The sequence below is a fragment of the Mycolicibacterium chitae genome, from assembly GCF_900637205.1.
GTDB lineage: Bacteria > Actinomycetota > Actinomycetes > Mycobacteriales > Mycobacteriaceae > Mycobacterium > Mycobacterium chitae.
This window is the reverse complement of record NZ_LR134355.1, coordinates 2,637,284-2,655,143: the sequence shown is the minus strand read 5'-3', so window position 1 is coordinate 2,655,143 and position 17,860 is coordinate 2,637,284. Positions and strand designations below refer to the sequence as shown.

General features: G+C 70.3%; 17 protein-coding genes. 13 read left to right on the top strand and 4 right to left on the bottom strand.

Features of this window, described 5'->3' with window-relative positions; translation table 11 throughout:
• Positions 1-168 precede the first annotated feature (168 nt).
• From EL338_RS12540 to EL338_RS12505, 8 genes are all read left to right on the top strand, one after another.
• Positions 169-1,035: an ABC transporter substrate-binding protein gene (locus EL338_RS12540; protein WP_126336832.1), complete on the top strand. Its 867-nt coding sequence runs from the start codon at positions 169-171 to the stop codon at positions 1,033-1,035.
• A 12-nt stretch (positions 1,036-1,047) separates the two neighbouring features.
• Positions 1,048-1,962: an amino acid ABC transporter permease gene (locus EL338_RS12535; protein WP_126334051.1), complete on the top strand. Its 915-nt coding sequence runs from the start codon at positions 1,048-1,050 to the stop codon at positions 1,960-1,962.
• An 11-nt stretch (positions 1,963-1,973) separates the two neighbouring features.
• Positions 1,974-2,726, top strand: coding sequence for an amino acid ABC transporter ATP-binding protein (locus EL338_RS12530; RefSeq protein ID WP_126336831.1), 753 nt, complete (start codon positions 1,974-1,976; stop codon positions 2,724-2,726).
• Positions 2,727-2,858: 132 nt separating this feature from the next.
• Positions 2,859-4,610 (top strand): serine/threonine protein kinase StpK7, encoded by a 1,752-nt coding sequence (gene stpK7, locus EL338_RS12525; protein ID WP_126336830.1) that lies wholly within the window; start codon positions 2,859-2,861, stop codon positions 4,608-4,610.
• Positions 4,607-5,773 (top strand): MacS family sensor histidine kinase, encoded by a 1,167-nt coding sequence (gene macS / locus EL338_RS12520; protein WP_126334050.1) that lies wholly within the window; start codon positions 4,607-4,609, stop codon positions 5,771-5,773. Before stpK7 ends, macS begins: the two co-directional genes overlap by 4 nt.
• Before the next feature lie 25 nt (positions 5,774-5,798).
• Entirely contained in the window at positions 5,799-6,434 is a 636-nt protein-coding gene (locus EL338_RS12515) for a response regulator (protein WP_126336829.1), read from the top strand.
• Between the two features lie 54 nt (positions 6,435-6,488).
• Positions 6,489-8,339 carry a DUF2339 domain-containing protein gene (locus tag EL338_RS12510; RefSeq protein WP_126334049.1) on the top strand — a complete coding sequence of 617 codons (1,851 nt, stop codon included), beginning with the start codon at positions 6,489-6,491 and terminating at the stop codon, positions 8,337-8,339.
• Positions 8,340-8,542: 203 nt separating this feature from the next.
• Positions 8,543-9,049, top strand: a complete 507-nt coding sequence (locus EL338_RS12505) for a Dps family protein (RefSeq protein WP_126334048.1) — start codon at positions 8,543-8,545, stop codon at positions 9,047-9,049.
• Here EL338_RS12505 and EL338_RS12500 read toward each other — a convergent pair.
• Positions 9,024-10,400 carry an adenylate/guanylate cyclase domain-containing protein gene (locus tag EL338_RS12500; protein WP_126334047.1) on the bottom strand — a complete coding sequence of 459 codons (1,377 nt, stop codon included), beginning with the start codon at positions 10,398-10,400 and terminating at the stop codon, positions 9,024-9,026. The two genes, EL338_RS12505 and EL338_RS12500, sit on opposite strands and share 26 nt — an antisense overlap.
• Before the next feature lie 28 nt (positions 10,401-10,428).
• Complete coding sequence (locus tag EL338_RS12495) at positions 10,429-11,043, bottom strand: TetR/AcrR family transcriptional regulator (RefSeq protein WP_126334046.1); 615 nt, start codon at positions 11,041-11,043, stop codon at positions 10,429-10,431.
• Positions 11,044-11,106: 63 nt separating this feature from the next.
• On the opposite strand from EL338_RS12495, the gene EL338_RS12490 reads away from it, so the two are divergent.
• Positions 11,107-12,126, top strand: coding sequence for an oxygenase MpaB family protein (locus EL338_RS12490; RefSeq protein WP_126334045.1), 1,020 nt, complete (start codon positions 11,107-11,109; stop codon positions 12,124-12,126).
• A 7-nt stretch (positions 12,127-12,133) separates the two neighbouring features.
• Here the strand turns inward: EL338_RS12490 and EL338_RS12485 are convergent, their stop codons facing one another.
• Together EL338_RS12485 and EL338_RS12480 are read right to left on the bottom strand one after the other, a co-directional pair.
• A complete protein-coding gene (locus EL338_RS12485) occupies positions 12,134-13,807 on the bottom strand; it encodes an alpha/beta hydrolase (protein ID WP_126334044.1) in 1,674 nt (557 codons plus the stop codon).
• A complete protein-coding gene (locus EL338_RS12480; protein WP_126334043.1) occupies positions 13,804-14,064 on the bottom strand; it encodes a hypothetical protein in 261 nt (86 codons plus the stop codon). Before EL338_RS12480 ends, EL338_RS12485 begins: the two co-directional genes overlap by 4 nt.
• Before the next feature lie 150 nt (positions 14,065-14,214).
• Between EL338_RS12480 and pafA the strand changes: the two genes are divergently transcribed.
• The 4 genes from pafA to tatA are packed head-to-tail and all read left to right on the top strand — an operon-like array spanning position 14,215 to position 17,817.
• A complete protein-coding gene (gene pafA / locus EL338_RS12475; protein WP_126334042.1) occupies positions 14,215-15,573 on the top strand; it encodes a Pup--protein ligase in 1,359 nt (452 codons plus the stop codon).
• 17 nt (positions 15,574-15,590) lie between these two features.
• Complete coding sequence (locus EL338_RS12470; RefSeq protein WP_126334041.1) at positions 15,591-16,583, top strand: helix-turn-helix transcriptional regulator; 993 nt, start codon at positions 15,591-15,593, stop codon at positions 16,581-16,583.
• Complete coding sequence (locus EL338_RS12465; protein ID WP_126334040.1) at positions 16,580-17,545, top strand: helix-turn-helix transcriptional regulator; 966 nt, start codon at positions 16,580-16,582, stop codon at positions 17,543-17,545. Before EL338_RS12470 ends, EL338_RS12465 begins: the two co-directional genes overlap by 4 nt.
• A 29-nt stretch (positions 17,546-17,574) precedes the next feature.
• Positions 17,575-17,817, top strand: a complete 243-nt coding sequence (gene tatA / locus EL338_RS12460) for a Sec-independent protein translocase subunit TatA (protein ID WP_126334039.1) — start codon at positions 17,575-17,577, stop codon at positions 17,815-17,817.
• The last annotated feature ends 43 nt before the right edge of the window (positions 17,818-17,860 follow it).

Genomic DNA, 17,860 nt, shown 5'->3' with positions numbered 1-17,860 from the left:
GGTTGGCCCGCCGACGCGCGCCAGGGCTTACCGTTGGGTACACCGTCGGGCGGCGACGGGTCGACGATCCGGATGGACGAGTAGGAGAAGGTGAAAACCGTGAGAACAGCACTACCGGCACATCCGCAACGGCCTCGCACGGGTGCGAGGTGGTGGCGTTGGACGACCATCCTCGTCGCCTCGGGCGCACTCGCGCTGTCCGGGTGTTCGAGCAGCACCGACTCCGCCTCGGAATCGCCCGAGTCCTCGCCCGTTTCGGCGAGCAAGGTCGAAGAGATCGCCGCCATGGTGCCCGAGGACATCAAGGCCTCCGGCAAGCTGATCATCGGCGTCAACATTCCATACGCGCCCAACGAGTTCAAAGACGCCGGCGGCGAGATCGTCGGGTTCGACGTCGACCTGATGAACGCGATCGCCGAGACCCTGGGGCTCACCCCGGAATACCGGGAATCCGACTTCGGCAAGATCATCCCGTCGATCCAGGGCGGCACCTACAACGTCGGCATGTCGTCGTTCACCGACACCAAGGAGCGCGAGCGCTCGGTGGACTTCGTCACCTACTTCTCGGCGGGCACGCTGTGGGCCCAGCGCCCCGGGGATTCCATCGATCCCGACAACGCCTGCGGCAAGAAGGTCGCGGTGCAGGCCACCACCCACCAGGAGACCGACGAACTGCCGACCAAGAACCAAGCGTGCCTCGACGCCGGCAAGCCCGCCATCGAGATCATGGCCTTCGACGGCCAGGATGCCGCCACCAACGCCGTCGTCCTCGGCCAGGCCGACGCGGTGTCCGCGGACTCACCGGTGGTGCTGTACGCCATCAAGCAGGCCGACGGCAAGCTCGAACAGATCGGTGAGGTCTTCAGCTCCGCGCCCTACGGCTGGCCCGTCGCCAAGGGGTCGGCGCTGGCCGCGGCACTGCAGAAGGCCCTCGAGCACCTGATCGAGACCGGTGACTACGAGACCATCGCCACCAACTGGGGCGTCGAGCAGGGAATGATCGACAAGCCCGTGATCAACGGCGCGGTCAACTAGTCGGTCCGGCGGATGAGTGACGACCGAGCGACGCCGGCGCCCATAGACGCTGTCCCGCTGCGCCACCCGTGGCGCTGGGTGACCGCGGCGGCGATCCTGGTGATCGTCGGATTGTTCCTGTGGGGCGCGGCCACCAACCCGGCCTACGGCTGGTCCACCTACCGCGAATACCTGTTCAACGAGCGCGTGCTGAAGGGCGTGTGGAACACCCTGCAGCTGACGGTGTATTCGATGGTGATCGCGATCATCCTCGGCGTGGTGCTGGCCGTCATGCGGCTGTCACCCAACCCGGTGTTCCGGTGGGTCGCGTGGGTGTACCTGTGGATCTTCCGCGGTACGCCGGTCTACGTGCAGCTGGTGTTCTGGGGACTGTTCCCGACGATCTACCAGAACATCCAGCTGGGCGTGCCGTTCGGGCCGTCGCTGTTGCACATCGATCTGCAGAACCTGTCGTTCCCGTTCCTGTTGGCGCTCATCGGCCTTGCCCTCAACGAGGCCGCCTACATGGCCGAGATCATCCGGGCGGGGATCAGCTCGGTCCCGGAGGGCCAGACCGAGGCGTCGATCGCGCTGGGCATGTCGTGGGCGATGACCATGCGCCGCACCGTGTTACCGCAGGCAATGCGCGTGATCATCCCGCCCACCGGCAACGAGGTCATCAGCATGCTGAAGACCACCTCGCTGGTGACGGCGGTGCCCTACACGATGGAGCTCTACGGCATCACCTCGCGGGAGATCGCCGCGCGCATCTTCGAACCCATCCCGCTGTTGTTGGTGGCCGCCACCTGGTACCTGGCCGCCACCAGCGTGCTGATGGTCGGCCAGTACTACCTCGAGCGGTACTTCTCCCGCGGGGCGTCGCGCAAGCTGACCGCCAAACAGCTCGAGGCGCTGGCCAAGGAACAGATCGGAGAGCCGCACCCATGACCGAATCCCCGATGGTCCGGGCAGAAGCCGTCTGCAAGGACTTCGGTGCGCTCAAGGTGCTCAAGGGGGTGACCCTGGAGGTGTCGAAGGGACAGGTGCTGGTCCTGGTCGGCCCGTCGGGCTCGGGCAAGTCCACCTTCCTGCGGTGCATCAACCACCTCGAGGAGGTCACCGCCGGGCGGCTGTTCGTCGACGGGCAGCTGGTCGGCTACCGGGAACGCGGCGGCAAGCTGCACGAGTTGCCGCCGCGCGAGGCGGCCAAGCAGCGCCGCGACGTCGGGATGGTGTTCCAGCACTTCAACCTGTTCCCGCACCGCACCGCCCTGCAGAACATCATCGAAGCGCCGATCCAGGTCAAGAAGGTCAAGAAGGACGTCGCGACCGCCCGGGCCAAGGATCTGCTCGATCAGGTGGGGTTGTCCGCCAAGGCCAACGCCTATCCGGCCCAGCTGTCCGGAGGCCAGCAGCAGCGGGTGGCCATCGCCCGGGCCCTGGCCATGAACCCCAAGCTGATGCTGTTCGACGAGCCCACCTCGGCGCTGGACCCGGAACTGGTCGGCGAGGTGCTCGCGGTGATGAAAAAGCTTGCGGCCGAGGGCATGACGATGGTGGTGGTCACCCACGAGATGGGCTTTGCCCGCGAGGTGGCCGATCAGCTGGTGTTCATGGACGGCGGCGTGATCGTCGAGCGCGGCGCCCCGCGCGAGGTACTGAGCAATCCGCAGCACGAACGCACCAAGGCATTCCTGTCGAAGGTGATGTAAATTCAGGCAACTTCGTCGGGGGGCGTTGGCGCCCAGGGATAAACGGTGGATACAACGTCTTCTGAGTGGTCTTCTGAGCGTGCTGAACAGTTCGGTCACTACGAGCTGCTGGACCTGCTGGGCCGCGGCGGCATGGGCGAGGTGTACCGCGCCCGTGACACCAAGACCGACCGCATCGTCGCGCTGAAGCTGCTGCCGCCGCACCTGGCCCGCGACGCCGTGTTCCAGCAGCGGTTCCGCCGCGAGGCGCACGCCGCCGCCGGGGTGAACGACCCGCACGTCGTGCCCATCCACGGCTACGGCGAGATCGGCGGGCGGCTGTACCTCGACATGCGGCTCATCGAGGGGATGACCCTGGCGGCGATTTTGAGCAAGCGCGCCGCCCCACTGGGCCCGGAGTTGGCGACGGTGGTCGTCGAGCAGGTGGGTTCGGCACTCGATGCCGCGCACGCCGCGGGCCTGGTGCACCGCGACGTCAAGCCGTCGAACATCCTGATCTCCGAGCGCGAGTTCGTCTACCTGATCGACTTCGGGTTGGCCCGGACCACCACCGAACCCGGCGTCACCACCGCCGGCAACACGCTGGGCACGCTGGCCTACATGGCCCCGGAGCGGTTCAACGGCGGGCCCAGCGATCCGCGGTCCGACGTCTACGCCCTGACGTGCGTGCTCTACGAATGCCTGACGGGCAATCGGCCGTACCCCAGCGACAGCCTGGAACAACAGATCGCCGGACACCTGGTGGCGCCCCCGCCGCGGCCCTCGGACGCCGATCCCGCGCTGGCCGCGTTCGACGAGGTGATCGCCACGGGCATGGCCAAGGACCCCGCCGGCCGCTACGACAGCGCCTCGACGCTGGGCGCCGCGGCCCGCCGCGCCGTCGAACGACCGAAGATCCGACCCGCCCGGCGCGCGGCGCGGCGCTCCGCCCACCGGGCCCGGCCACATCCGCTGTCCCGACGAAGGGTGCTGGGCGCCACCGCGATCGGGCTGCTGGTGGCCTCGGTGTGCACGTTCGGGGCGTGGCAACTGCGCGGGGCCTCCGACGAGCGAACCCGTGCCGCCACGATCGTCGAGAGCACCGCGCCCGCCCAGGGCGCCTTCGCCGACGGCGCCATCGCCTCGATCGCCGCGCAGGTGCCGGCCGACATCCGGGCCGCGGGCCGCCTGGTCATCGGCGTCAACGTGCCCTATGCGCCCAACGAATTCCGAGACTCCTACGGCCAACTGACGGGCTTCGACGTCGACCTGATGGACGCCGTGGCGCGCACGCTGGGCCTGACCCCCGACTACCGGGAGACGGGATTCGACGCCATCATCACCTCGGTGGTCGCCGGCAGCTTCGATGTCGGGATGTCCTCGGTCACCGACACCAGGGCCCGAGAACAGTTGGCGGACTTCGTGAACTACTTCAAGGCCGGCACGTTGTGGGCGCAGCGGCCCGGCGCCGGCATCGATCCGGACGACGCCTGCGGGCTGCGCGTCGGCGTGGCCTACGGGGTGATCCAGGAGACCGAGGAGATCCCGGCCAAGAGCCAAGCCTGTGAGGCCGCCGGCCGACCCCCGATCGACAAGGCGGTCTACACCCGCCAGGACGATCTGACCGCGGCACTGATCGCCGGGGACGTCGACGCGATGTCGGCGGATTCGCCGGTGACCGGGTTTGCGGTCAAGACCAGCGGGGGCGCGCTCGAGACCGCCGGGGAGGTGTTCGACGCGGGCCTCTACGGCTGGCCCGTGCCCAAGGACTCCGAGTTGGCCGAGGCGCTGCACGCGGCGCTCGAACACCTCATGAGCACCGGCGAGTACCGCACCATCGCCACCATGTGGGGCGTCGAACTCGGGATGATCGACCGACCGCGGATCAACGGCGCGACCCGGTGAACACGACCGTCCGGACGTCACCCGACCCGACGACGCCGCTGTGGCGCGCGGCCCAGGTGTTCCGGCTGCTGAGCTACCTGTATGCGGCGGGCTTCCAGATCGCGAGCGTCGACGACCTGGAGCGGCCCGCGCTGGGCTGGGTGCTGTTCGGCGTGCTCTCCGTCTGGACCCTGGCCTGCGCGGTGGCCTACCTGCACGGGTTCGGGCGCCGGCCGGCCTGGGTGGGCGCCGAGTTCGTGGTGGTGATCGGCATGATCTGGGCGACGCGCCTGGTGGCCTCCGAGGACTGGATCGCGGCCAACCAATCCTGGCCGACCACGCTGTGGGCCACCAACGCCCCGATCTCCGCGGCGATCCTGGCCGGCCCGATCGTCGGGATGGGCACCGGCGTTGCGGTGATGGCGGTCTACGCCGCGCTCAAGGGTTCGGTCAGCTTCGACTTCACCCGCAACGCGACCATCGTCATCGAACTCGCGGTGGGGTTGGCGGTCGGCATGGCCGCCCAGACCGCCCGGCGCGCGCACGCCGAACTGGAACGGGCCGTGCGCATGTCGGCCGTCGTGGCCGAGCGGGAACGACTGGCCCGCCAGGTGCACGACGGGGTCATCCAGGTACTCGCCCTGGTGGCCCGGCGCGGACACGAGATCGGCGGCCCGACCGCCGAGCTCGCCGCACTCGCCGGCGAGCAGGAGCGCGCCCTGCGCCGGCTGGTCAGCGTCGAGACCGTCCGCGACGGCGCCGACGCGGAGTTCGTGGACCTGCGGACCCCGCTGAACCGCCGGGCCGACGACCGGGTGGTGGTGAGCGTGCCGGGCACGCCCGTGTTGCTCGGTGCCGCCGTGGTGGCCGAACTCGACGCCGCCGTCGGCAACGTCCTGGACAACGTGCGCGCCCACGCCGGCCCCGCCGCGCGCGCATTCGTGTTGCTCGAGGATCTCGGTGACAGCGTCACCATCAGCGTCCGCGACGACGGGGTCGGGATGCCCCCGGAACGCCTGGCGCAGGCCCGATCCGAGGGCCGGATGGGGATCTCGCAGTCGATCGTCGGCCGGCTCGAAGCGCTGTCCGGGTCCGCCCGGTTGACGACCGCCCCCGGCGAGGGTGTCGAATGGGAACTCACCGTGCCCACCCACCGACCCGAGGCTGGACCGCAGCGTGGCTGACGAAGACCCGGCGACGATCACCGTGATGGTCGTCGACGACCACCCGATCTGGCGCGACGCCGTCGCCCGTGACCTCGCCGACGAAGGCTTCGCGGTGGTGGCCACCGCCGACGGGGTGGCCGCGGCGCGGCGTCGGGCCGCGGTCGTGCGTCCCGATGTGGTGCTGATGGACATGCAGTTGGCCGACGGCGACGGCGCCGCCGCGACGGTCGGGGTCCTGGAGGTGTCCCCGACGAGTCGGGTGCTGGTGCTGTCGGCCTCCGGCGAGCGCGACGACGTGTTGCAGGCGGTGAAGGCCGGCGCCACCGGCTATCTGGTGAAGAGCGCCTCGAAGGCCGAGCTGACCGAGGCCGTGGCCGAAACCGCGCAGGGCCGCGCCGTGTTCACCCCGGGACTGGCCGGCCTGGTGCTGGGGGAGTACCGCCGCATCGCCCGCGGCCCCGGCGCCACGCCGTCCGGTCCCACCCTGACCGAGCGGGAGACCGAGGTGCTGCGGTATGTCGCAAAGGGCTTGACCGCCAAGCAGATTGCCGCCAAGCTCTCGGTCAGCCACCGCACCGTGGAGAACCACGTGCAGGCGACCTTCCGCAAGCTGCAGGTGGCCAACCGCGTGGAGTTGACCCGCTACGCCATCGAGCACGGCCTCGACAAGAATCCCTGAAGTCGCGTAGTCCTACTCATGCCCGCCGCCCCCGGCGCGGCGACGATGGCTGGCATGACTGCACCGCATCAGGTTGCCCTCCAACGGCTGTCCGACGAGTTCGGCCAGCTGTCGCAGCAGATGGCCCGGGTCGCCGGCCAACTCAGCGAACTGCAACGGTCCCTGCCGCTGCCGGTCCCGCCACCGCTGGCACCCCCGGTACCCCCGGCGCCCCTGCCGCCCCCGCCCGTCCTCGCACCCGTGCCGGCACCGCCCCCTCCGGTCTATGTGCCGCCGCCCGCCCCGCCGCGGCCGCCGTTGGCCGCGCGCCTGGGCACCGCCGACGGGCAGGGCTGGATCGGCAAGCTGCTGGCGGTCGCCGGGGTCGCGGTCACGCTGATCGGCGTGGTGCTGCTGCTGGTCCTGGCGGCCCAGGCCGGGATCCTGCGCCCGGAGGTGCGCGTCGGTGCCGGCGCCGTCCTGGCCGCCGCCCTGGTGGCGTCCGGGGTCCGGCTGTACCGCCGCCCCGGCGGGCAGGTCGGCGCGATCGCATTGGCCGCCACCGGCATCGCCGCGGCCTACATGGACGTCGTCGCCGTCACCACCATTTACGGCTGGTTGCCCGGCGCCGGCGGACTGGTGCTCGCGGCGCTGATCGGGGGAGGCGGGCTGACGCTGGCCCGGCGTTGGGACTCGCAGCAGCTCGGGTTGCTGGTGCTGGTCCCGCTGACCATCCTGGCCCCGATCGTCGCCGACGGGATCACGCTGCTGCTGATCGGGTTCATGATCGCGTTGTCGGCGGCGGCGCTGCCGGTGCAACTCGGCAAGGACTGGGTGTGGATGCATGCGGCGCGCACCGCCGCGGTGACGCTGCCGCTGTTGGCCGCGTTGTTCATCGCCTCGGTCGCCGGCGAACTCGGCTCCGGCGACGACGTGTGGCTGTTGGGCGGGGCCTGCGCGATCGCGGCGCTGCTGGCCGTGCTCGGCGCGCTGCTGTTGCTGCCGCACGCGGGTAACCCGACGGCGACCGCGCTGCTGACCGTGGCCGGCGCGCTGCCGGCGTTGGCGGCGGCCGTCGCGGTGCCGCGCACCCTCGGGGCGCTGCTGGCCGGCGCGCTCGCCGCCGGCCTGCTGGTCCTCGTCGTGATGCCGCGCCGGCTGCCGGGCGTCGAGGGCGCGGTGGTCGCGATCTGGTCGGCCTTGTCGGCGGTCGCCGCCCTGATCGCCGTCACGGTGGCCTTCGCCGGTCACGTCGAGGGGCCGGTCCTGCTCGGGCTGGCGCTGATCGTGGGTCTCGCGGGTCGTCGCAGCCGCGTCGCCCGGTGGGTCGCGGCCGGTTTCGCCGTTCCGGGCGCCATGCTCTACGTCGCGTTCGCCCCGCCGGAGACCCTGCTGCGCGCGACCGAGCTGAACGCCGCCGTCGCGGTGTCGACGTTGATCTCCAGCGTGCTGGCCGTGGCCGTCGCCCTGGTGTTGGCGTGGACGTGGACCGGCAGCGGCCGGCTCGATGCGGACGAGGCCCGATTCACCTGGGCCGCCGCCGCGGTCATCGCGCTCTACTCGGTCACGATGTTCACCGTCACGGCCGGCGTGCTGGTGGCCGACGACGGCGGCTTCCTGGCCGGGCACATGGTCGCCACCATCTGCTGGATCGGCGCGGCGGCCGCGCTGTTCGGCCTGGCCCGCCGGCTGTCGGGCGGGGAGGCGCGGACCGCACCCCTGCTCGGCGGGTTGGCGCTGACGGCGGCCGCCACGGCCAAGCTGTTCCTGTTCGACCTCGGCACGCTCGACGGCATGTTCCGGGTGGCGGCGTTCATCGTCGTCGGCCTGGTCTTGTTGGCGATGGGCGCGAATTACGCGCGCAGTCTGGCCACGACCGACGAAAAGGCGACCAATTCGGGGGCAATAAAGGAAAGGCTCAATTAAACGAAGGGTTGCCTTACCTATCGTGATGAACGCTACAGGCCGTTTCGGAATTGTCCCGCGGGGTTATCCGTTGTAAATGATTGACGTGGTAAAACGAGTCCAGCCCAGGTGGAAGGCATAACGCGGGAAACCTGAATGCTTTCCCCTAGACTCCAAATATCACCCGAATGTACCCCGCAACGGAAAAAGGGAGAAATCGAAAAATGAGTGCGGTAGCAACCATTAACAACAAGCGGCGCGAAGCCAGCGAGATTGTCGGATTCGCCCCGTCCGAGAAGTTCATCGAGAACCTGCAGCGCGTGCTCGTCGACCTGATCGAACTGCAACTGCAGGGCAAGCAGGCGCACTGGAACGTCGTCGGCAGCAACTTCCGCGACCTTCACCTCCAGCTCGACGAACTCGTCGACTTCGCCCGGGCCGGCAGCGACACCGTCGCCGAGCGGATGCGGGCGCTGTGGGCGGTGCCGGACGGCCGCACCGACACCGTGGCCGCGACCACCTCCTTGCCGGAGTTCCCGCCGCATGAGCAGAACACCGCGGAAGTGGTGGACCTGATCACCACCTCGATCCAGGCCAGCGTGGACACCATGCGCGCCGTCCACGACGCCGTCGACGCCGAGGATCCCACCACCGCCGACATCCTGCACGGACAGATCGAGGGCCTCGAGAAGTTGGCCTGGCTGATCAAGTCGGAGAACCGGAAGGTCTAACCCGCCTAGACGATTCGACTGACGACTCGACTGACGATTCGACCCGCCCAGTCCCGGACTGGGCGGGTCGATCGCCGTCCGGGGCCGGTTCGCCGGGACGGCCCACCAGATACCAGGTGCGCATCGGACCCTTGCCCTTGATCTCGACCTCGCCGCGCTCCGCGAAGACGAATTCGTCGCGCAAGCACCGGTAGACCGCGTCGGGCACCTGGATGCGGCCCTCCTGGTCCGTGGACTCCATGCGGGAGGCCACGTTGACCGCGTCGCCCCACACGTCGTAGAAGAACCGGCGCTCGCCCACCACGCCGGCGACCACGGGCCCGCTGGCCATCCCGATCCGGATCGGCACCGGCCGGCCCGCGGGGTCGCGCAGGTCGGCGACCACGGCCGCCATGTCCAGGGCCAGATCCGCCAATGCGCGCAGGTGATCGGCGCGCGGTTCCGGCACCCCGCTGACCACCATGTAGGAATCCCCGGTGGTCTTGATCTTCTCCAGGCCGTGCCGGTCCACCAGCCGATCGAACTCCGTGTAGAGACCGTCGAGGAAGCGCACCAACTCGGTCGGCGCGGTCTCGCTGGCGCGACGGGTGAACCCGGCGATGTCGGCGAACAGGATCGACGCGTCGTCATAGGAGTCGGCGATCATGTCGTGGCCGGGGTCCTTGAGCCGCTCGGCGATGCTCGCCGGCAGGATGTTGGCCAGCAGCTTCTCGGAGCGTTCGTACTCCTGCTCCATCGCCGCCTCGGCGCGGCGGATCTCCCGCAGCGCGTACCAGACCGTGGCCACCGCCATCAGCGACGCCGACGCGACCGAGACGACGAAGCCCACCCGGATGCTCCAATCCGGTTGCACGCCAGTGTCATCGGGAATGTTCAGTTCCAACACGATGGCCAGGACGACCCCGAGCGCGGCCAGGGCGCCGGCCAGCACGATGCGCTCGATGCCGAGCACCAGCACCAGGATCGAGGCAGCCACCAGGAAGTAGAACTGCAGCCCCGATCCCGTCCCGATGGTCCAGGCCTGGACGAACACCGAGGTGTAGGCGACAACGATGAAACACAGCGCCGCCAGCAGGTCGGACACCTTCCCGAGCAGGGGGATGACCAGGAACAACACGGCCGAGACGATGTTGACGATCGCCACCTGCAGGGCGCCGAAACCACCGACCAGCCCCCAGGTCCCGAAGCCCGCGCTGACCAGGGCCGCGATCAGTGCGGCGACCTCGAGCACCCGGATCTGCCGCGAGGTCCGGGCCACGTAGTGCTCGTTGCGCACCGACAGACACGGGTTCTCCCGCGGCAACCGGCCGTGGACCAGTACCGACGCCGCCGAGGACCGCCGTATCGGCATCTTCGCAGCGTAGCCCCGCAGCGCCGACTCAGGAGGTCAGCAGCACAAATCGAACAGCGTGGTCGACCACCGCGTCCAGATCGGCGCCCAGCGCACCGGACAGCCACTGCTGCGCCAGCTCCGCCATGGCGCCGGTGAACATCGCGGCCGCCACCAGGGTCGCGGTGCTGTCGTCACCGGGGTGCGCGTGCTCGCGCTGGCTGCGCACCATCTGCTGCAGGGTCTCCTGGGCGATCTGGCGTCGCGCGGTGAGCACCGGGTTGGCCCGCGCCTCGGTGAACAGCACCCGACCGCGGCGCGGGTCGGCCGAGCTGAAGCCCAGCACGGCGCGGACGCCGGCGCGCATCCGGTCCACGTCGGTGCCCCCGACGGCGTCGATGACCGCCTGGATGGCCGCCTGCACCTCCGCGTTCATCTCGTCGGCGACCTTGTCGTAGACCGCGCCCAGCAGTTCATCGGTGTCGCCGAAGCTCTCGTAGAAGTACCTGGTGTTCAGCGCCGATTCGCGGCACACCGATCGCACGGACACCGCCCCCTCGCCGCCCTCGCCGAACAACGCGAACGCCGCGTTGATCAGTAGCGCACGGCGCTCGATGCGGCGGTCGGTCAGCGGGACACCCGCCCACCTGGTGGGGCTGGACACGGGGCCAGCCTAGTGCCAACCAACTCTGGACACACCCGTATCCAGATCGCTAGGGTGAGACGCATGCAACTCCCGCATCAGCTGCTGCAGTCCAAGATCGCCGGGTTCTACGACGACGAGATCCGGAGCCGCTACTTCCGCGGGCTGGACTTCGCCGGCCCGGAGGGGGATCCGGGCTGGTTCGGGCCCGGCAGCGCGGTCTGGCACGTCCACTCGCACATGCCGGCCCTGGTGTTCGGGTTGCAGTGCGCGGCCTACATCGAGCGCTTCGACCCCAGCATCTTCTGGATGGGCGTGCACCACTCGCGACTCGTCGACCGCCCGGAGGACGACCTGTTCGACCTCCGGATCAACCCCGAAGGGGCCGCGGTGCGACTGGCGCATTCGGTGTCCTTCTTCATCGGCACCGCGTACGGGTCGACGGAGACCGCCCAGCGGTTGGCCAACACCGTGCGGGCCATGCACCACACCGTCAAGGGGGTGCGTCCGGACGGGCTGCCGTATGACGCCGACGATCCCGAGTGGCTGCGCTGGAATTATGCGACCGTGGTGTGGGGGATCGCCACGGCGCACGAGTACTACCACCCGAACCCGTTGCGGGGCAAGAAGATCGACCGGTACTACCGCGAGTTCGTCAAGGTCGGTCACGCGCTCGGCGGCACCGACCTGCCCGAGACCAAGGCGCAGACCCTCGAGTGTCTGCACTCCTACCTGCCCAAGTTGGCCATCACCTACGGGACCGCCGCCGCGACCGGGCTGAACCTGGCCGACGCCAAATACCCCGGCCCACCCGGCGGCGAGTTCATCGACTGGGCGATCCGCGACACCCTGCCCAGCTGGGCCGCGGCCATGGTGATGTACAAGCGGCCCAACCCGATCGAGCGGGCGCTGCGCCAGGCGTCGGTGTGGAGCGTCATCAACGGTCTGCACCTGGCCATGGGACCGCTGCCCGAGTTCCGGCAGGCCCAGAAGCGCGTCGCCAACGGGGTTGTCGGCGAACCCACCTCGCCGGATTACGTACCCGGCTCCGACCCCGAACGCAGCCGGGCCACCATCGAGGAGCTCGCCGACCAGCTGGTGTGAGCCGGGCTCACCGCCGGACCGGGGTCCCGGTGATCACGGCGAGCAGGTTGTGCCAGGCGTCCGACGGTTCGTTGACGACGTCGCTGTGCGCGGCCGGCCCCGACATCACCGAGCCGTCCAGCCGGCGGCCGGTGCCCAGCCGCCACACCCCCGACATCTCGTCGGGATCGGCGCCGTGCGGCCCACCCGGCAGCCCCTGCACCCACGCGATCGGGTCGCCCGGCGCGGTCATCGAGTATCGCTGCACATCGGGATTGCGGTTGTTCCAGTCGGATTCGTCGAAGACCCCGACGCCGGCGCCGGCGGCCTCCACGTAGACGGTCCGATCCGCGGTGAGGCCCAACCGTTCCGCGGTGCCCAGGATCGAGCCGCCGTACGAGTGCCCGAGGTAGGTCACCGGCACGTGCCGCCCGGTGGCATCGACGGTGCGGTCGACGTCCTCGCTGAACGCCACCAACCGCGGCGCCATCGCTACGGCGTAGCTGGGGTCGGCGGCCTCGACCAGGCCGGTGACCGGGTCCGGACCGGTCGGAAACGGGCCGCCGAGATAGGTGATCATCGCGACCTCGCCGCGGCCGGCGGCGACGAAGCGCCGCGCGGTGCGGACGTTGGCCGCCGAGTCGAGCACCGTGGTGTTCATCCCGGGCACCAGCACCCCGAGGCTGCCCGCGGTGCGTAGGTCGCCGTGCAGTTCGATCAACGAGGACCGGGCCGGGTCGAACGCCAGGATCTGCCGGGGCCGCACCCGCGCGGAACGTCCCGTGGGATCGGTGACGTCCGCGAGCAGGCCCCGGTAGAACTCGATGCGGCGGTGGGCATCTCGGTCATGCGCGGCGATCGCGGCCGCCCGCCAGCCCGGGTCGAGGTAGGCCGCCGCGCGCACGCGGTCGCGCGCCCCCGGGGTGCCCCAGCCACCGATGCCGGCGCCCAGGCCGAAACCGCCCGCCAGCGCGGCACCGATCTTGTCGTTCTCGGGGCGGGCCAGGATGTCTTGTTGGGCGGCAATGGCTTCGGCGATGTTGATCCGGTTGGCGGCCACCCGGAGGTCCCAGGGCACGCCATCGGTGTTGCCGACCTGAAGCGGTGCGCCCGCGACCAGTCGCCGGCGCTGCTCGGTGCTCATCGCCGAGATCTGCTCGCCGATGCGGTCCTGGCTCATGGTCGGCCAGCCGGCGACCACCTCGGCGGCCGCGGGTGTCGTCGCGACCGGTCTCGCCGCGGGTGCCGCGGCGAGGGTCAGCGCGCGCTCGATCGCCCCCGCGACATCATGGTCGGCCGCCAGGACCTGGCGCAGCCCGTGGTACACCCGCGATGTCAGCTCACCGGAACGGTCGGGGGTCACGGTGCCGTCGTCGCCGATCAGGTTCCCGTCGGCGCGAACTGCGGCGAGCAGTCCGAGGAACTCCGCGTGCGCCGCGCCGAGCACCCGTCCGCCCCGGCGGGCCTGCACCGCGGCCGCCCCCATCCGCGCCGCCCAGTCCGAGGCCGCGGCCTCGAGGTGCTGGGCCTGCGCCCAACCGCGCTCGGCCGCCTCGCCGTGCCAGCTGTCGCGGTCCAGCCGATGCAGCGTGTCCGCGAGCGCGCGCCACCGCGCGGCCAGCGCGGCCCAGCCGTCGGCGGCGGCGAACAGCGCCTCGGGTCGCCACCGCTCGACCTGGCCGACTGTCGGCGCGGCGGTCATGGCCGCAGCCGCACCGCCGCGGCCGCGTCGGCATCGGTCATTCGGTCGGCCGCGGCCTCGGTGCGCTGCGCCCAGCGCACGGTGTCGGCGGCCAGGGCACGCGGGTCCGGCGGCACCGTCCGGGCCAGTGCCGAGCCGGGCAGTGCGGCACCCAGGTCGACATCCGAGAACGGGCGCAGCGCCTCGGCGAGGTCGAGGACGTCGCGGGCCGCGGTGCGGAGCCGGTCGGCATCGAGGGACAGTGCGGTGGGTTCCATCGGCGCATGCTGGCGCCGGTTGCGCCCCTGGTGTGCGCGGCGATCCACAGCGTCGACCGGTGCGCTGGTGGGGCTGTCAAGTCAGGTCCGGACGCTCTTGCGGCGATTCTTCCGCACCGTTGCGACCGCCCAACCCGTAAGCTCGACATCGTGCAGCGACGAATCATGGGCATCGAGACCGAATTCGGTGTCACCTGCACGTTCCACGGCCATCGGCGGCTGTCACCGGACGAGGTAGCCCGGTACCTGTTCCGCCGCGTGGTGTCGTGGGGCCGCAGCTCGAATGTTTTCCTGCGTAACGGTGCGCGCCTGTATCTGGACGTGGGCAGCCATCCGGAGTACGCCACCGCCGAGTGCGACAGCCTCATCCAGCTGGTCACCCACGACCGCGCGGGTGAGCGGGTGCTCGAGGACCTGCTGATCGACGCCGAACAGCGGTTGGCCGACGAGGGCATTGGCGGGGACATCTACCTGTTCAAGAACAACACCGACTCCGCCGGCAACTCCTACGGCTGCCACGAGAACTATCTGATCGTGCGGGCCGGCGAATTCTCCCGGATCTCGGATGTGCTGCTGCCCTTCCTGGTCACCCGGCAGCTGATCTGCGGGGCGGGCAAGGTGTTGCAGACGCCGAAGGCCGCGACCTTCTGCCTGTCGCAGCGCGCCGAGCACATCTGGGAGGGCGTGTCGAGCGCGACCACCCGCAGCCGCCCGATCATCAACACCCGCGACGAACCGCACGCCGACGCCGAGAAGTACCGGCGGCTGCACGTCATCGTCGGCGACTCCAACATGTGCGAGTCGACCACCATGCTGAAGGTGGGCACCGCCGCGTTGGTGCTGGAGATGATCGAAGCCGGCGTCCCGTTCCGGGATTTCTCCCTGGACAACCCGATTCGGGCCATCCGAGAGGTCAGCCACGACCTGACCGGACGGCGCCCGGTCCGGCTGGCCGGCGGCCGGCAGGCCAGCGCCCTGGACATTCAGCGCGAGTACTACGCCCGCGCGGTCGAGCACCTGCAGAACCGCGAACCCGACACCCAGCTGCAGCAGGTCGTCGACCTGTGGGGCCGCCAACTCGACGCGGTGGAGAGTCAGGACTTCGCCAAGGTCGACACCGAGATCGACTGGGTGATCAAGCGCAAGCTGTTCCAGCGCTATCAGGACCGCTACGACATGGAGCTCTCCGATCCCAAGATCGCGCAGCTGGACCTGGCCTACCACGACATCAAGCGCGGCCGCGGAGTCTTCGACCTGCTGCAGCGCAAGGGTCTGGCCGCCCGGATCACCACCGACGAGGAGATCGACGAGGCCGTCAACACCCCGCCGCAGACCACCCGCGCGAAGCTGCGCGGTGAGTTCATCGCCGCGGCGCAGGAGGCCGGCCGCGACTTCACCGTCGACTGGGTGCACCTCAAGCTCAACGATCAGGCGCAACGCACGGTGCTGTGCAAGGACCCGTTCCGCGCCGTCGACGAGCGGGTCAAGCGACTCATCGCGTCGATGTAGGGGCGTGGGCTGACAACGTGACGACCGCCAAAGTCGAACGGTTGATGAACCTCGTCATCGCCCTGCTGTCGACGCACGGGTACATCACCGCCGAACGAATCCGCAAGAGCGTCGCCGGGTACGGCGACAGCCCCAGCGACGACGCGTTCTCGCGCATGTTCGAACGCGACAAGAACGAACTGCGCGATCTGGGCATCCCGCTGGAGACGGGCCGGGTGTCCTCGCTGGACCCCACCGAGGGCTACCGCATCAACCGCGACGCCTACGCGTTGCCGGACATCGAACTGACCGCCGACGAGGCCGCCGTCGTCGCCGTGGCCACCCAGCTGTGGCAGTCCCCGGAGCTGGTCACCGCCACCCAGGGTGCGCTGCTCAAACTGCGGGCCGGCGGCGTGGACGTCGAACCGGAGGTGGGCGTCCCGCTGTCCGCCCCCGCCGGATTCCCCGGCCTGCGCGGCTCCGAGGGGGTGCTGCCGGTGCTGCTCTCGGCCATCAACGCCGGCAAGGTCGTCGAGTTCGACCACCGCTCATCGAGGACCGCGCCGTTCACCAAGCGCACCGTCGAACCGTGGGGCGTGATCACCCACCACCGACGCTGGTACCTGGTCGGGCACGACCGCGACCGCGACGACACCCGCACGTTCCGGCTGTCCCGGATGGGCACCGACGTCGCCGCCGTCGGCCCCGCCGGTGCGGTCCGACCGCCCGACGGCGTGGACCTGCGCGCGGTGGTGACCAAGGCCGTCGCCGAGGCCCCCGGCGGGGTGCAGGCCCGGGTCTGGGTGGCCGACGGCCGCGCCACCTCGCTGCGCCGGGCCGGCACCTCGACGGGACCGAGGACGTTGGGCGGCCGTGACGGCGAGGTCATCGAACTCGACACCGGCCCCTACAACGGACTGGTCCGCGAGATCGCGGGACACGGCGCCGACGCGGTGGTGTTGGAACCGGCGGCGCTGCGCGACGAGGTCCTGGCGCGGCTGCGCGCCGCCGCGGGGGAGGCCATCCGATGAGCAGTTCGGTGTCGGCGCGGCTGGTCCGGCTGCTCAACATGGTGCCGTATCTCAAGGCCAACCCGCGGATCACCTACGCGGAGGCCGCCGCCGATCTGGGGGTCACCCGCAAGCAACTCCAGCAGGACCTGGATCAGCTGTGGATGTGCGGACTGCCCGGCTATGGCCCCGGCGATCTGATCGACTTCGAGTTCTCCGGCGACACCATCAACGTGACGTTCTCCGCCGGCATGGACGAGCCGCTGCGGTTGACCTCCCCGGAGGCCACCGGTCTGCTGATGGCGCTGCGCGCGCTGGCCGACGTGCCCGGCGTGGTGGACCCCGAGGCCGCCCGCAGCGCGATCGCCAAGATCGAATCCGCGGCCGGGGCGGTGCACCCGACCGGTGCCGTCGCCGCCGAACCGGAGCGTGCCCCGGCCGAAAGTGAGGCGGCCGCGGCGGTCCGCGAGGCCGTGCGCAGCGGCCATGCCGTGCGCCTCGAGTACTACTCGGCCTCCCGCGACACGCTGTCCGAACGGATCGTGGACCCCATCCGCGTGGTCCTGGTGGGCGACCACAGCTATCTGGAGGCCTGGTCCCGCGAGGCCGAGGGAGTGCGACTGTTCCGGTTCGACCGGATCGTGGACGCCTCGGTGCTCGACGAGGCCTCCGCACCGCCGGAGCCGGCCCTGCAGGGCAGCACCGACACGTCGCTGTTCGACTCCGATCCCGCGCTGCCGGCCGCCACGCTGCGGATCTCCCCGGAGGCGGCGTGGACGCTGGAGTACTACCCGATGCGGGTGCTGCGCGAGCTGCCCGACGGGCATTTCGAGGCCGCGATGACGTACGCGTCCGACGAGTGGATGGCACGATTGGTGTTGGGTTTCGGCGCCGAAGTCACCGTCGTCGAGCCCGCCGAACTGGCCGAGCGGGTCCGTCGGGCCGCGCACGCCGCACTGGGCGCCTACGCCGAGGCGGGGTAGCATCAAGCCAACGTCTGGAGGTAACCAAAGTGGGTGCTCTTAGTCCGTGGCACTGGGCAATTCTCATTGTGGTGATCGTCTTGCTCTTCGGGGCCAAGCGGTTGCCGGACGCCGCGCGTTCCCTCGGCAAGTCGATGCGCATCTTCAAGGCCGAGGTCAAGGAACTGCAGACCGACAAGCCGGACCCGGCGCCGACCCAGGTGCAGTCCGAGCGGGTCGTCGATCCGGTGGCGAACCCGGACCCGAACCACACCGACGCCCGCCCGGCCTGACGGCCGCCGCGGTCCACCTGGTCCTAGGCCGCGTCACCCTCCG

Coding starts and splice junctions, on each gene's coding strand:
- EL338_RS12500 (WP_126334047.1), bottom strand. CDS start 10,400: ATGCCGATACGGCGGTCCTCGGCGGCGTCGGTACTGGTCCACGGCCGG.
- EL338_RS12465 (WP_126334040.1), top strand. CDS start 16,580: ATGAGCAGTTCGGTGTCGGCGCGGCTGGTCCGGCTGCTCAACATGGTG.
- stpK7 (WP_126336830.1), top strand. CDS start 2,859: ATGGGCGAGGTGTACCGCGCCCGTGACACCAAGACCGACCGCATCGTC.
- EL338_RS12490 (WP_126334045.1), top strand. CDS start 11,107: ATGCAACTCCCGCATCAGCTGCTGCAGTCCAAGATCGCCGGGTTCTAC.
- EL338_RS12510 (WP_126334049.1), top strand. CDS start 6,489: ATGACTGCACCGCATCAGGTTGCCCTCCAACGGCTGTCCGACGAGTTC.
- EL338_RS12530 (WP_126336831.1), top strand. CDS start 1,974: ATGGTCCGGGCAGAAGCCGTCTGCAAGGACTTCGGTGCGCTCAAGGTG.
- EL338_RS12535 (WP_126334051.1), top strand. CDS start 1,048: ATGAGTGACGACCGAGCGACGCCGGCGCCCATAGACGCTGTCCCGCTG.
- EL338_RS12505 (WP_126334048.1), top strand. CDS start 8,543: ATGAGTGCGGTAGCAACCATTAACAACAAGCGGCGCGAAGCCAGCGAG.
- EL338_RS12485 (WP_126334044.1), bottom strand. CDS start 13,807: ATGACCGCCGCGCCGACAGTCGGCCAGGTCGAGCGGTGGCGACCCGAG.
- EL338_RS12480 (WP_126334043.1), bottom strand. CDS start 14,064: ATGGAACCCACCGCACTGTCCCTCGATGCCGACCGGCTCCGCACCGCG.
- EL338_RS12515 (WP_126336829.1), top strand. CDS start 5,799: ATGGTCGTCGACGACCACCCGATCTGGCGCGACGCCGTCGCCCGTGAC.